This window comes from Halomonas sp. TH-94, from assembly GCF_057473365.1.
This window is the reverse complement of sequence record NZ_JBYCKL010000017.1, coordinates 24,816-37,762: the sequence shown is the minus strand read 5'-3', so window position 1 is coordinate 37,762 and position 12,947 is coordinate 24,816. Positions and strand designations below refer to the sequence as shown.

At 63.8% G+C, this 12,947-nt stretch carries 12 protein-coding genes; 6 read left to right on the top strand and 6 right to left on the bottom strand.

Translation table 11 applies throughout. The features are described 5' to 3' along the window. Nucleotides 1-13: 13 nt before the first annotated feature. Nucleotides 14-490 (bottom strand): tripartite tricarboxylate transporter TctB family protein, encoded by a 477-nt coding sequence (locus tag AC2VNO_RS03160; protein WP_486932784.1) that lies wholly within the window; start codon nt 488-490, stop codon nt 14-16. Nucleotides 491-541: 51 nt separating this feature from the next. Continuing rightward, nucleotides 542-1,549, bottom strand: coding sequence for a tripartite tricarboxylate transporter substrate binding protein (locus tag AC2VNO_RS03155; protein WP_486932783.1), 1,008 nt, complete (start codon nt 1,547-1,549; stop codon nt 542-544). Between the two features lie 401 nt (nt 1,550-1,950). Here AC2VNO_RS03155 and AC2VNO_RS03150 point away from each other — a divergent pair, with 401 nt between their 5' ends. Together AC2VNO_RS03150 and AC2VNO_RS03145 are read left to right on the top strand one after the other, a co-directional pair. Beyond that, entirely contained in the window at nt 1,951-3,792 is a 1,842-nt protein-coding gene (locus AC2VNO_RS03150; RefSeq protein WP_486932782.1) for a bifunctional sugar phosphate isomerase/epimerase/4-hydroxyphenylpyruvate dioxygenase family protein, read from the top strand. 33 nt (nt 3,793-3,825) lie between these two features. After that, the gene (locus AC2VNO_RS03145; RefSeq protein ID WP_486932781.1) at nt 3,826-4,686 is read left to right on the top strand and encodes a shikimate dehydrogenase family protein; all 861 of its coding nucleotides are present in this window, start codon (nt 3,826-3,828) and stop codon (nt 4,684-4,686) included. Nucleotides 4,687-4,710: 24 nt separating this feature from the next. Here the strand turns inward: AC2VNO_RS03145 and AC2VNO_RS03140 are convergent, their stop codons facing one another. From AC2VNO_RS03140 to AC2VNO_RS03125, 4 genes are all read right to left on the bottom strand, one after another. Beyond that, nucleotides 4,711-5,595 carry a DMT family transporter gene (locus AC2VNO_RS03140; protein ID WP_486932780.1) on the bottom strand — a complete coding sequence of 295 codons (885 nt, stop codon included), beginning with the start codon at nt 5,593-5,595 and terminating at the stop codon, nt 4,711-4,713. 150 nt (nt 5,596-5,745) lie between these two features. Further along, nucleotides 5,746-6,702, bottom strand: coding sequence for an AEC family transporter (locus AC2VNO_RS03135; RefSeq protein ID WP_486932779.1), 957 nt, complete (start codon nt 6,700-6,702; stop codon nt 5,746-5,748). Nucleotides 6,703-6,777: 75 nt separating this feature from the next. Next, complete coding sequence (locus AC2VNO_RS03130) at nt 6,778-7,557, bottom strand: IclR family transcriptional regulator (RefSeq protein WP_486932778.1); 780 nt, start codon at nt 7,555-7,557, stop codon at nt 6,778-6,780. A 66-nt stretch (nt 7,558-7,623) separates the two neighbouring features. Next, a complete protein-coding gene (locus AC2VNO_RS03125; RefSeq protein WP_486932777.1) occupies nt 7,624-8,409 on the bottom strand; it encodes an IclR family transcriptional regulator domain-containing protein in 786 nt (261 codons plus the stop codon). A gap of 125 nt (nt 8,410-8,534) precedes the next feature. On the opposite strand from AC2VNO_RS03125, the gene AC2VNO_RS03120 reads away from it, so the two are divergent. The 4 genes from AC2VNO_RS03120 (at nt 8,535) to pcaF (ending at nt 12,872) form a co-directional block, all read left to right on the top strand. Continuing rightward, on the top strand, nt 8,535-9,878 hold the full coding sequence (locus AC2VNO_RS03120) for a class-II fumarase/aspartase family protein (protein ID WP_486932776.1): 1,344 nt from the start codon (nt 8,535-8,537) through the stop codon (nt 9,876-9,878). Between the two features lie 169 nt (nt 9,879-10,047). After that, entirely contained in the window at nt 10,048-10,878 is an 831-nt protein-coding gene (locus AC2VNO_RS03115; RefSeq protein ID WP_486932775.1) for a CoA transferase subunit A, read from the top strand. After that, nucleotides 10,878-11,651, top strand: a complete 774-nt coding sequence (locus AC2VNO_RS03110; protein ID WP_486932774.1) for a CoA-transferase subunit beta — start codon at nt 10,878-10,880, stop codon at nt 11,649-11,651. Before AC2VNO_RS03115 ends, AC2VNO_RS03110 begins: the two co-directional genes overlap by 1 nt. Nucleotides 11,652-11,669: 18 nt before the next feature. Then, the gene (gene pcaF / locus AC2VNO_RS03105) at nt 11,670-12,872 is read left to right on the top strand and encodes a 3-oxoadipyl-CoA thiolase (protein ID WP_486932773.1); all 1,203 of its coding nucleotides are present in this window, start codon (nt 11,670-11,672) and stop codon (nt 12,870-12,872) included. The last annotated feature ends 75 nt before the right edge of the window (nt 12,873-12,947 follow it).

The following is a 12,947-nucleotide window of genomic DNA, read 5'->3' as shown; positions in this document are numbered from 1 at the left end:
AGGGCCTCGAGGGTCAGGGAAGGTAGACGCGGAAGACCACGGTGAAAAGGACGTAAATGACCGCAATGGCAGCGGTCGTGATAACGAGCGAGCTCACCACTCTGCCCTGACGGAAATAGATGAACATCGCGGCCAAAAAGAGAAACGTGCTGACGTAGAAGCTCGCCCAGACGATGGCAGCCAGGTAGAGGATCGAGACGATGGAAAAGACCACGATATGCGGACGGAAGTGGTCCTGCAGAAACACCTGGAATTCATGCATAGCGCTCCTGATGTTTCCGTCGCGACGCTTGTAGCGGTGGCTGACCAGTATGGCCAGGGACGAAGCCAGCATGACAAACGCCAAGCCCATCGGAAAGGAACCGGCCGAGTTGAGCCGAAGCCCGCCGTCGATACGATAGGCTTCGATCAGCACACCGATGCTCAGCAACAGGAGCAGCCAGTCGAAAACCTTCTCACCGGCCTGTACGCGTTCGATTTTCTTGCTCATCACAGACTCCAAGGGGGGCGGCGGTGCCGCCCCCCTGCGCCATGGGGCGTGTTACGGCCGCGGAATGCCCAGTGCTTCGGGCGTGGCTTCCAGCGCCTCGGCATCGGCTTCGTACATGGACCAGGCAGTAACCGACTGCCAGTTGCTGAGATACTGCTGGGCTTCCTCGCCGCGCAGATTCAGCGGTTCGGCACCGAAGTTTTGCAGGAACTGGGTGAATTCGTCCGTGCCTACCGCCTGCTCGAAAGCATCCTCGAGGGTTGCCTTGATATCGTCCGGGGTGTCTGGGTGCACGAAGACGCCCCAGAACGGCCCCCACGGTAGAAAGCTCTCGATATCGGGCAGGGCATCAACGATCGGCGGGACTCCGGGCAATGCCTCGATCTCTTCAGCGGTGAGAATGGCCAGCCCTTTCAGCTTGCCGCCCCGGATCTGCTCGCCGGCAGCTGCCAGGCTCAACGGCATGAAGTCGATGTGGCCCCCCAACATGGCTGTGATGCCGGGGCCGTCACCACCGAAGGTGACAGTGCGAACGTCGAGTTCGTCAACCGCGTTGATCATGGCATGAACCGTGCTCGGCAAGCCGCCGGCACCGGTCCCGCCCATACGCAGCTCGTTTGGATTCTCCTGTGCATGTTCGAGCAGCTCGGAGAAGCTCTCGAAGGGACTGTCTTCGGGAGCGGCGATCACTACCAGGCCCTGGCCGATGATATTTACGGTATGCATGTCATCATAAGTGAAGTCGGCCAGGCCCATCAGCGGGTAGAGCTGCGGGTTCTCGGCGCCGAAGAGCATGTTGTAGCCGTCCGCACGCTGGCGCATGACGTGGTTCATGCCAATCACACCGGTACCGCCCGGGCGATTGGTTAGTACGATCGTGGTGTCCAGAATTTCTTCAACGTGGGGAGTCAGGCTGCGTACCACGTTGTCGGTAGCGCCGCCGGCGCCCCATTGAATAGTGCCCTGAATGTTTCGCTGGGGATAATCGGCCAGAGCGCTGCTGGCGACAGCCAAAGAGCCGAGGGTGACGGCTAGGGATGCAAATAGTGGCTTGAACATGGAATCCTCCGGGGTGGTTGTTGTGCATGCCGCTTATCGGCGACCTCCTGTCTCGGCAGGAGTGAACATGTGTTCGGCTTGCGAACGCTAGTGCTTTTAGCGAACACTAGAACTCCCTTCCAATAGTGTCAATGCTTGAGGAAGTTTCTGCGACGAAGGTTGAATGCTGCCTGATGCTGCCCATGCCGGTCATAGAGTAGGCAGGGCCACAATGCCAAGGCTAGTGGTGCAGGTTCATCGAGCGCATTGCCAGGATGGTGAAGTGCTCAGATATTGCGAACTAAAGAACGCTATGCGAACATTGAAACCTAGTTCTATTTTCCCTTGCAGGTAAGGGGAGCGACGAGCCAACCAAAAGGCTGACCATTGCTGTCAGGCGGTGGGGCCGGGAGAGGTAGAGGATGCGTGCCATTGCCACGGTCTGCTTGAGCGGCGACCTAAGGACGAAACTTGAAGCCATCGCTCGGGCGGGCTTCGAGGGAGTGGAAATCTTCGAGAATGACCTGCTCTCCTTCGACGGGTCGCCTGAGGAGGTGCGCCAGCTCTGCGAGCGTCTGGGGTTGGCTATCGTGGCCTTCCAGCCGTTCCGCGACTTCGAGGCCATGCCCGAGCCGCAGCGCAGCCGCAACCTGCAGCGGGCCGAGCGCAAGTTCGACCTGATGGAGCAGCTCGGCACCGATTTCATGCTCGTCTGCAGCAATGTATCGCCCCAGGCCAGTGACGATATGGAACAGGCCGTGAATGACCTGCGTGAGCTGGCCGAGCGGGCGGCCAGGCGAAATCTGCGCATTGGCTTCGAGGCGTTGGCCTGGGGACGCCATATCTCCGACTACCGCGATGCCTGGGAAGTGGTGCGGCGCGCCGACCACCCCAACCTCGGCGTGGTACTCGACAGCTTCCACATCCTTTCGCGCGGCCACGACCTCTCCACGATTGCCAAAATTCCCAGAGAGAAGATCTTCTTCGTTCAATTGGCCGACGCGCCGCTGCTCGAAATGGACGTCCTCCAGTGGAGTCGCCATTTCCGCTGTTTTCCCGGCCAGGGGCGCCTGCCGCTACAGGCATTCATGGCGGCGTTGAACAAGGCGGGATATGACGGCCCCTTGTCGCTCGAAATTTTCAGCGATGCCTTCCGTGCCGCACCCGCCGACATCACTGCGCTGGATGGGCTGCGCTCGCTGATCTGGCTCGAGCACCTGGACCGGCACGGGCCTGCGGGCACCGTGCCTCAGGCACCGAACTACCACGGTGTGCATTTCATCGAGTTCACCCTCGACGAAGAGAGCGCCGCTCCCTTGGGCGAGTTCATCGATGCGCTGGGCTTTCGCCATGTGGGGCGTCACCGTTCCAAGAACGTGGAACTGTGGAAACAGGGCGAGATCCACCTGGTGCTCAATTTCGAGACCGACAGTTTTGCTCATACCTTTCGTCTTCTGCACGGCACCTCGGTGTGTGCCGTGGGCTTCCGGGTCGACGATGTGCAGTTGGCCCTGGAGCGGGCGCGCGCCTTCAAGGCACCGCTGTTCCGAAGTCAGGTAAGCGAAGGCGAGATGGAGATCCCCGCGATACGTGGCGTCGAAGGCAGCCTGATCTACCTGGTCGACGAGTCGGCGGCAGACGATCTGCAGTGGCGCACCGACTTCGAGCTGTTCGACCAGAAAAGCCGGAACGAGGCGGGGATGGTTCGCATCGACCATCTCTCCTATGTTCTGCCGGCCACCCAATTGCTGAGCTGGCAGCTTTTCTATCGCACCGTATTCGGCTTCGCCGCCGAAGCCGAGAATGAAATCGTCGACCCGCACGGCATGATGGTCAGCCAGGCGGTAGTGAGCCCAGACCGTAGCATTCGCCTGCCGCTCACCGTCTCCCAGGCTCAGGAGACCCAGCCTGGGCGCTTCCTCAGCGAGTTTCGCGGCGGTGTGCAGCAGATCGCCTTTGAGAGCAACGATCTTATCGCCACCGTCGACGAACTGCTGGCGCGTGGATTGCCACTGCTGCGGATACCGCGCAACTACTACGACGACCTCGAAGCACGCTTCGAGGTCGACCCGGCACTGCTCGAGGCCATGCGCTCCCGCAACATCCTGTTCGATCGCAATGAAGAGGGCGATTTTCTCCACGTCTATACCGAGACCTTCTCGGGGCGCTTCTTCTTCGAGATCGTCGAGCGCCGCGGTCGCTATCAGAAATTCGGTGAAGCCAATGCGGGCATACGTCTCGCGGCCCAAGCGAAGTCCGGTTGAACGCACGCCCAGCGTTCAAGAGAGGAGAAAAGTATGAAACTCGGATTGATCGGCAAGGCCATCATGAACTCCAGCTCGCCGGACCTGCACGTGCGGCTTGGTAGGCTGACCGGCATTGCCACCACTTACGACCTGTTCGATGCCAACGAACAGTCCATCGCTTCGCTGGAGAGCCAGGTACGAAAGGTGATGGCTGAGGGATACCGGGGCGTCAACGTCACCTACCCCTGGAAGGAAGACGCCGTGCGCCTGGCCGATCATGCCAGCGAGGGCGCGCGGATGGTGGGTGCTGCCAATACTCTGGTCTTCGAGGCGGATGGAATTTTTGCCGATAATACTGACTTCACCGGCTTCATCAGCGGCTTTCGCGCCACGTTGGGCCAGCGTCACCCCGGGCGCGTCCTGGTGCTCGGCACCGGCGGCGTGGGCAAGGCGGTGGCCTTTGGCCTGGGCCGGCTCGGCGCATCGGAGGTGGTGCTGATGGACCTGGACCCGGCCAAATCGAAACGGCTGGCCGAGGAGCTAAAGGCCCAAGGCTTCGATGCCTCCATCATCATGCCCGAGCAGCTGGCCGAGACGGTGCCGGCCTGTAACGGCCTGGTGAACTGTACGCCCATCGGTCACGAGAAGAGCCCTGGCTGCCCGCTGCCCAAGGCGCTGGTGGCGGCGCACCACTGGATCTTCGATGCCGTCTACGTGCCGGCAGTCACCGAGTTCGTCGCCGCCGCCAAGGCGGCCGGTGCCGAGGTGATGAGCGGTGTGGGCCTGTTCGTGTTCCAGGGTGTCGACGCCTTCAAGCGGTTTTGCGAGGACGACGGCAAGCGCGACGCTGTGGATGCGCAGGCCACTACTCTCTACACCCACTACCGTCGTGAGCTTCTGAGAGAGTCCTGAGGTGCCGGCCGCAAGCACCGGCACTCAGCGTTTGCGGGTGGCCAGGAAGATGCCCGCACCGATGATCAGCACGGCACCCAGGTAGGTCTCCAACAGAGGCACGTCGCTGAACACCAGATAGCCCGACACTGTGGCCCAGACGATCTGTAGATAAAGGAAGGGCGACACCAGCGATGCCGGGGCGCAGCGCATGGCCATGATCAGGGCGAGTTGGCTGACGGCCCCCAGGGCTCCGACCACCAAGAACAGCGGGACGTCGCCGCCGGCGATGGGCGTCCAGAAGAACGGCACCACCACGGAGCTGACCATGGCGCCGGCCAATCCTGCATAAAATAGCGACGCCAACGGGTGGTCGTTACGCCCGAAGCGTCGTGTGGCCAGTTGATAGAGCGCAAAACAGAGCGCCATGCCGAAGGGCAGCAGGGCGGCGGGCTGGGCACGCCAGTCGACGGGCCCCACCGCAATCACCACGCCGACGAAACCGGCCGCCACCGCTGCGCCCCGAGCCAAGGTCACACGCTCGCCCAGGAGCGGAATGGCCAGCAGGGTGACCAGCAGCGGCGAGCTGAAATTGATCACATAGACCTGCAGTAGCGGCAGCTCACGAAAGGCCAGAAAGGCGAAGGTACTGGCGGCTAGCAACAGCAAGCCGCGCACGAACTGCCCCGGGAGCGATTCGACGGACGCCATTATCACTCGGCAACGAGGCCAGCCCAGCATCAGCAGGTAGCCCCCCAGCACCAGCATGTGGCCGGCATAGCGGGCCCAGACCACCTGTACCGGCGAGTAGCTTTGGGTGAGCCACTTGACCCCGGTGTCGAGCAGCGTGAACAACAGACCGGCCCCCAGCATGAAGGCAATGCCCAGCAGCGGACGGTCTGCAGTCCCGGTAGCGGCGGTGGTCGTCATGGCCTTGAGTATCTCTTTAAAAAGCTTAATGGTAGCAGGCTAACGGATAGCCTTCGCAGGGGCGTGCTCTCGATGAATTTAGAACTATGTTCCAGTTTTTTCAATAGCAGGCAAATAAACTGTCGGACGGAGCGGGCATGGACGGCATTCTCAGCCGAGAGGCAGCAAGCCGAACGCCTTCATCAGCCCGATGGCCAGACTGAGGCTGAAGAAGGCAGCCAAGGTGGCCACCATGAGAGTGGCGGCGCTGACCCCCGCCATTTCGTAGCGTTGCCCCAACAAGGGAAAGACGCTGATCATGGGGGCGCAGGCAAACAACAGGGCACCGGCCAGCAGCATGGGATCCACCTCGGGCATCAGCAGGAAGATAGCGAGCACCGCAAGCGGATGGAGCAGCAGCTTGCCGGCCACGATCTGCCCCACGTCGCTCATCATGCCGCGTACCTGAAGACCGAAAAGCGTGCCGCCGATGACGAACAGCGCTGCGGGGCCGGAAGCGTTGGCCAGCATATCGACGGCTTGCGCCAGTGGCCGGGGCAGGGTGGTTTCGGTCACCGCCAGCAGCAGACCCAGCGCCAGGCCCAGCAGGATGGGGTTGCGCACCAAGCGCATGAGCGTTTTACGTGCTGCGGTGCCAATGCCGGCACCGCGCTGACGGCCTACTTCAGCAAGGATTAGAGCCATGGGGATGATCAGTAGATTCTCGATCAGCATGTTCAGCGCCAGGAAAACGGCCGCTGGGGAGGCCCCCAACACCATGGCCGCGACCGGAAAACCGATGAAGCCGCTGTTGGAAGCAGACATGCCCAAGGCGTGGATGGCTCCCTCGCTGAGCGGCTTGCGCTGCAGGCCGAGAGTCAGCAGCAGGGCGAAGGCAAATACCGCCAGCGAGCCGAGGCCGTAGGCAAGCAGGTAGTGAGGTTGCAAGACCTCGTCGAGAGGATTCTGGGTCAGGGCGCGGATCACCAGCGCCGGCAGGGCGAAATAGAGCACGAAGGTGGCCACGCCCTGCATCTGCTCCCGGTTCACCAGTCGAGTTCCCATGGCCAGGTAGCCGGCACCGATCAACAGGAAGATCGGCGTGGTGATGGCGAGTATCTCCAGCATGGGGCCTCCTTGCCGCGGCGAGTGCGAGCGGGCCGAGGCACATGCCCGGCTCGCTCACGAAACCAACGCAGTGCGTCAGGTGAAGAGTTGCGAGGTGGGCGTGGCCTGCGAGAGCTCCTGGGCGGCGGTTACCAGCGCTTGTCCCAGTTCCTTCACCCGCTCGGCGTCGAGCCGCACGCTGGGCCCGGCAATGCTGAGGACGCCTTGGGGATGCCCATCCAGGGGGTGGCGTACCAAGGCCGCCATGGCAGCGGTGCCGGGACCCATGCTGTCGTGGGTCCAGCTGTATCCCCGCTCGCGGGTTTGGCGCAGGTGGTCGAGCAGTGCCTCTTTGGTACGTGGCGCATTGGGCCCCAGCGGGTGATCGGTTTCCATACCCTGGGTATCCACCAGCGCTAGGGCCTGCTCGTCGCTGAGCGCGGCCAGCCAGGCGTGACCGCTGGCGGTGCAGAACAGCGGTGCCTCCTTGCCCATGTCGGGGTCATAGCGCAGGCCGCTGCGTGCTCCTTGGGCCTTGGCAATCCAGGTCAATCGGTTGCCCTCGATTATCGAAAGGCGCACCAGCTCGCCGCTCTGCTCGGCCAGGCGGTCGAGGATGGGTTGTACGATATCGCTGGCACCGGTGCTGGAGAGATAGCGAAAGCTCAGGGCCACCAGGCGGGTAGTAAGCTGATAGCGTTGACTGGCAGCGTCCTGACGTACGTGGCCGAGGCGGATCAACTCGTGGCAGATGCGATGGGCGGCACTCTTGGGAATGCCCAGACGCTCTGCGATGACCAGCAGCGGCAAGCCATTGGCATCTTCTGAGAGGGCTTCAAGCACGCCCAGGGTGCGTTCGATCAGGCTGCCCGCCATGGAAAATCTCGCTTGGCAAAATTACTATTTTAGAACGGTGTTCAAGAAAATTCATTCGCCGTTTCGTCAACTGACCGTCGTGCGAATCTCGCGTGCCTTCTGCTGCAACAGCGGCAGGTACTCTTTCATCAGAGTGTCGAGATCGATGCGTGCGGCGTTGGTGCTGATGTTGATGGCGCCCAGCAGCTTGCCGTTGGCGTCGAAGGCCGGCACCGCCAGCGAACGCAGCCCGGAATCCAGCTCCTGATCGGCAATGGCGTAGCCCTGCTGGCGCACCTTGAGAATGCACTTCTTCAACTGCGCCTTGTCGGTCACGGTCTTGTCGGTGTAGCGCTCAAGCGTCACCCGCTCGAGAAAGGCATCCAGCTCGGCGTCGGGAAGCTGGGCCAGCAGCGCTCGCCCCATGGAGGTGTGGGCGGCGGGCAGCCGGGTGCCGACCGAAAGCGTAATGGCCATCAGCCGGTGGCGGGCGGAGGAGCGCGCCACGTAGGTGACCTCGTCGCCGTCGAGCACCCCAAGGGAGGAAGATTCGCCGCTCTCGGCGGTAATGTCCTCCAGCACCTGCTGGATCACGCTACGGTAGTTGTTGGCGGAGAGAAACGCGTAGCCGAGCTGCAATACCCGCGGTGCCAGCTCGAAGTTGCGACCCTGCTTGCGTACGTAGCCAAGGGCATGCAGTGTGAGCAGGAAGCGCCGGGCGCGGGCGCGGTTCATACCGGTGCGCGCCGCCACCTCGCTCAGCGTCATGCGCGGGTGCGCCTCGTTGAAGGCCAGAATGACCTCCAGGCCGCTTGCCAGGGCGGTGACGAAGTCGCGGTCGTCTGGGCTGAGAACCTCTTCCTCTGGTGTCATTGTCGTTCCGTTATCGTGAGTTGCTCCCGAGTAGCACCCAATCTAGCATAGTGTTCGAATCACGAACACTTGTTCGACTTTGGGCTAAGCCGGGAGTCCGAGTCTTTATTCGAGGGAGACATGATATGTCCGACGCTCTGCTTCAGCATCCTTTCATGAGCCAAACCGCACTGACGGAGTGCGACGGCCAGGCCATGGTGTCGGGCATGCTGGCCTTCGAGTTCGCCCTGGCCGAAGTGCAGGAGTCCCGAGCGCTTTTACCCGAGGGAACGGCGGAGCAAATGCGTCATGCGCTCGCCGGGCACGCTTTCGACATCGCGGCCATTGGCGCCGGCGTGGCCAGCGGCGGCAACGCGGCGATCCCCTTCGTCAAACAGGCCCGCGCGGCATTGCCCGCTGAGCTGCAGAGTCATTTTCATCTGGGGGCGACCAGCCAAGACGTGATCGACTCGGCGCTGATGCTGCTGGTCAAGCCGCGTTTGACGGCACTGAATGCGCTGCTGCTGCGCTGTCGTACCGCTGCGGTCGCGCTGATGCAGGCCCACGAGGCCACGGTGATGGTGGGGCGCACCCTGATGCAGCAGGCGCTGCCGATCACCTTCGGAGTCAAGGTGGCGCACTGGGCCATCGGGCTCGAGCAGGCCCGTCGTCGCCTGTCCCAGATTGAGCTGCCGGTTCAGTTCGGCGGCGCCGTGGGCGTCCACTCCGGTTTGGACGAACCGGGCCTGGACGGGCTTGGGCTCGAGATCATGGATGAGCTGGCGGCGCGGCTCGGTCTGAGCGTCCCGGTGCTCCCCTGGCACACCGACCGCCAGCCGATTCATGCATTGGCCACGGCGCTGGATGCCGTGGCCGGGGCGGCCGAAAAGCTGGCGCTGGATGTCGCGCTGCTGACCCAGACGGAGGTGGGCGAAGTGAGCGAGCCCGGCGGCGAAGGCATGGGGGAGTCCTCCTCCATGCCGCACAAGCGCAACCCGGTGCGCTGCGCACTGATTCGCGCTGCAGCGCGTCAGGTCCATGGACATGCCTCGGTCATTCTGAACGCCCACGCCCAGCCGCTTGAACGCGGTCTGGGCGAGTGGCACGCCGAGTGGACGCCGCTGATCGACGGCGCCCTGCTGGTGGAGGGGGCGCTGGAACAGGCCGCCGTGCTGCTCGAAGGCCTCGAGGTGCACCCCGAGGCCATGCGCCGCAACCTGTCGGCCACCGGCGGCGGCATCATGGCGGAGCCGGTGTCGCGCCTGCTGGCGCCAACGCTGGGTCAGCAGGGGGCCAAGCGCATCAGCGCCGAGGCGGCCGAAACGGCTCGCCTGCAGCGGATCGAATACGCCGAGGCGCTGCAGGTCCACCCCGAGCTGCTGGGGCGGGTGGATGCGGAGGCCCTGCGTCAGGCGACCGACCCTTCCTTATACCTTGGTAGCGGTCGGGCCCAGGTGCGGCGCGCCGTTGCCTGGCTTCAACACGAATAATCCCCTGAAAACCCATCGCTTTCATTGAACCCAACGAGGGGTGGCCTGGCTGCCCCTCGTTTTTTTCGGCGTCGACAATTTGACGACCGAGAGGCTTGGCGGTAACTTGTTCGCATCACAAAACAAAGTTCGTTATTCGAACTTTAACCAGAGCGCCCAGGAGAACACCATGGCCGAATTCCTGAGCCTCCGTGACGCGGTGGCCCGCTACGTCAAAGACGGTGCCACCGTGGCCATGGAGGGCTTCACTCATCTGATTCCTTTCGCCGCCGGTCACGAAGTGATCCGCCAGAAGAAGCGTGACCTGACCCTGATCCGCATGACCCCGGACCTGATCTACGACCAGATGATCGGGGCCGGCTGTGCCAAGAAGGTGATCTTCTCCTGGGGCGGCAACCCCGGCGTGGGCTCGCTGCACCGTCTGCGCGACGCGGTGGAGAAGGGCTGGCCGCACAAGGTCGAGATTCTCGAGCACAGCCACGCCGCCATGGCCTGCGCCTTCGAGGCCGGTGCCGCCGGGCTGCCGCTGGCCGTACTGCGCGGCTACGTGGGCAGCGAGCTGCCCAGCGTCAACGACCAGATCAAGTTCATCGAGTGCCCGTTCACCGGCGAACGCCTGGCGGCGGTGCCTTCGGTGCGCCCGGACGTCTCCATCGTTCACGCACAGAAGGCCGACCGCGCCGGCAACGTGCTGGTGGAAGGCATCGTCGGCGTGCAGAAGGAAGCCGTGCTAGCGGCGAAGCAGAGCATCGTCACGGTGGAGGAGATCGTCGATGACCTGCGTAGCGAGGCCGACTATCACCCCAACGCCTGCATCATCCCGGGCTGGGCCATCAGCGCCGTTGCCGTGGCCGAGAAGGGCTCGCTGCCCTCCTATGCCCACGGCTACTATCCGCGCAACAACGCCTTCTATAAGGAGTGGGATGGCATCGCCCGCGACCGCGACACCTTCACCCGGTGGATCGAAGAGAACATCATGAATGCAGGGGGGAACGCCTGATGAGCCTCGACTACACCTCGGCGGAAATGATGACCGTTACCGCGGCGCGTGCCCTGGAGAACGGCATGACCTGCTTCGTCGGCATCGGTTTGCCCAGCGAGGCGGCCAACCTGGCGCGCCTGACCCACGCTCCCGACGTGGTGCTGATCTACGAATCCGGCACCCTGCAGACAAAACCCGACGTGCTGCCGCTCTCCATCGGCGACGGCGAGCTGGCCGAGACGGCGCTGACCACCGTTTCGGTGCCAGAGATGTTCCGCTACTGGCTGCAAGGCGGCAAGGTCGACGTGGGCTTCCTCGGCACCGCGCAGATCGACCGCTACTGCAACCTCAATACCACCCTGATCGGCGACTACCGCGAGCCCAAGGTGCGCCTGCCGGGCGGCGGCGGTGCGCCGGAGATCGCCACCAACGCCGGCGAGGTCTTCATCACCCTGAAGCACTCCAAGCGTGCCTTCGTGAAGGACGTGGACTTCATCACCACGCTGGGCTTCGGCCGTGACGGCAAGGGCCGCGACGGCGTGCCCAACATCGGCAAGGGGCCCACGCGGGTCATCACCGACCTGTGCGTGATGAAGCCCGACCCCGAGACCCGGGAGCTGGTGGTGGTTTCGTTGCACCCGGGCGTGAGCCGCGAAGAGGTGATCGAGGCCACCGGCTGGGAAATTCGCTTCGCCGACACCCTCGAGGCCACGCCGGAGCCGAGCGCCAACGAACTCGAGATCCTGCGTGAATTGAAGGCTCGCACCGAGCGCGCTCATAGCGTTCAGTAAGCCGAACAGGAGAGTCCCATGACCGACGTATTCCTTTGCCACCCGCGGCGCACGGCCATCGGCCGCTTCGGCGGCACCCTGGCAAGCGTGCGCCCCGACGACTTCGCCGCCACCATCTTCAAGGCGGTGCTGAATGATGCGCCGGATCTCGACCCGGCCGCCATCGAAGAGGTCTTCATGGGCTGCGCCAACCAGGCCGGCGAGGACAACCGCAACGTGGCGCGCATGTCGGCGCTGCTGGCGGGCCTGCCCACCTCGGTGCCCGGCACCACCATGAACCGCCTGTGCGGCTCCGGCATGGACGCGGTGGGCACCGCCTTCCGCGCCATCAAGGCCGGCGAGATGGAGCTGGCCCTGGCCGGCGGCGTGGAGTCCATGTCCCGCGCGCCCTATGTGCTGGGCAAGGCCGACGGCGCCTTTTCTCGCGGCCAGAAGATCGAGGACACCACCATCGGCTGGCGCTTCGTCAATCCGCTGATGAAGAAGGCCTACGGTATCGACTCCATGCCGGAGACCGCCGAGAACGTCGCCGAGCAGTTCAATATCTCCCGCGAGGATCAGGACGCCTTCGCACTGCGCTCCCAGCAAAAGACCGCCGCCGCCCAAAAGGCGGGCCGCTTCGCCATCGAGATCACGCCGATCGAGATTCCCCGGCGCAAGCAGGAGCCGCTGGTGTTCGATACCGACGAGCACCCGCGGGAGACCACCCTGGATAAGCTGGCCGGCCTGCCGACGCCCTTCCGCGAGGGCGGCAGCATCACCGCGGGCAACGCCTCCGGCGTCAACGACGGCGCCGCCGCCATGCTAGTGGCCAGCCAGGCCGCGGTGGAGCAGCAGGGCCTCAAGCCCATGGCCAGGATCATCGGCATGGCCACAGCCGGCGTCGAGCCGCGCATCATGGGCTACGGCCCGGTGCCGGCGGTGCGCAAGCTGCTCGAGCGCACCGGCGTTACCATGGACGAGATCGACGTGTTCGAGTTCAACGAGGCCTTCGCCGCCCAGGCGCTGGCCTGCACGCGGGACCTGGGACTCGCCGACGACGACCCGCGGGTCAACCCCAACGGCGGCGCCATTGCCCTGGGCCACCCGCTGGGTATGTCCGGCGCGCGCCTGCTGCTCACCGCCGCTCACGAGCTGCAGCGCACCGGCAAGCGCTACGCGCTGTGCACCATGTGCGTAGGCGTGGGGCAGGGTATCGCTACCCTGATTGAGCGCACTTAAGCGAGACTGAAAGTATGAACCGAGGCCGGTGGTGATGAACTGCCGGCTTTTCCCGTTGCACTGCAGGGAGAAGGA

Coding starts and splice junctions, on each gene's coding strand:
- AC2VNO_RS03160 (WP_486932784.1), bottom strand. CDS start 490: ATGAGCAAGAAAATCGAACGCGTACAGGCCGGTGAGAAGGTTTTCGAC.
- AC2VNO_RS03155 (WP_486932783.1), bottom strand. CDS start 1,549: ATGTTCAAGCCACTATTTGCATCCCTAGCCGTCACCCTCGGCTCTTTG.
- AC2VNO_RS03150 (WP_486932782.1), top strand. CDS start 1,951: ATGCGTGCCATTGCCACGGTCTGCTTGAGCGGCGACCTAAGGACGAAA.
- AC2VNO_RS03145 (WP_486932781.1), top strand. CDS start 3,826: ATGAAACTCGGATTGATCGGCAAGGCCATCATGAACTCCAGCTCGCCG.
- AC2VNO_RS03140 (WP_486932780.1), bottom strand. CDS start 5,595: ATGACGACCACCGCCGCTACCGGGACTGCAGACCGTCCGCTGCTGGGC.
- AC2VNO_RS03135 (WP_486932779.1), bottom strand. CDS start 6,702: ATGCTGGAGATACTCGCCATCACCACGCCGATCTTCCTGTTGATCGGT.
- AC2VNO_RS03130 (WP_486932778.1), bottom strand. CDS start 7,557: ATGGCGGGCAGCCTGATCGAACGCACCCTGGGCGTGCTTGAAGCCCTC.
- AC2VNO_RS03125 (WP_486932777.1), bottom strand. CDS start 8,409: ATGACACCAGAGGAAGAGGTTCTCAGCCCAGACGACCGCGACTTCGTC.
- AC2VNO_RS03120 (WP_486932776.1), top strand. CDS start 8,535: ATGTCCGACGCTCTGCTTCAGCATCCTTTCATGAGCCAAACCGCACTG.
- AC2VNO_RS03115 (WP_486932775.1), top strand. CDS start 10,048: ATGGCCGAATTCCTGAGCCTCCGTGACGCGGTGGCCCGCTACGTCAAA.
- AC2VNO_RS03110 (WP_486932774.1), top strand. CDS start 10,878: ATGAGCCTCGACTACACCTCGGCGGAAATGATGACCGTTACCGCGGCG.
- pcaF (WP_486932773.1), top strand. CDS start 11,670: ATGACCGACGTATTCCTTTGCCACCCGCGGCGCACGGCCATCGGCCGC.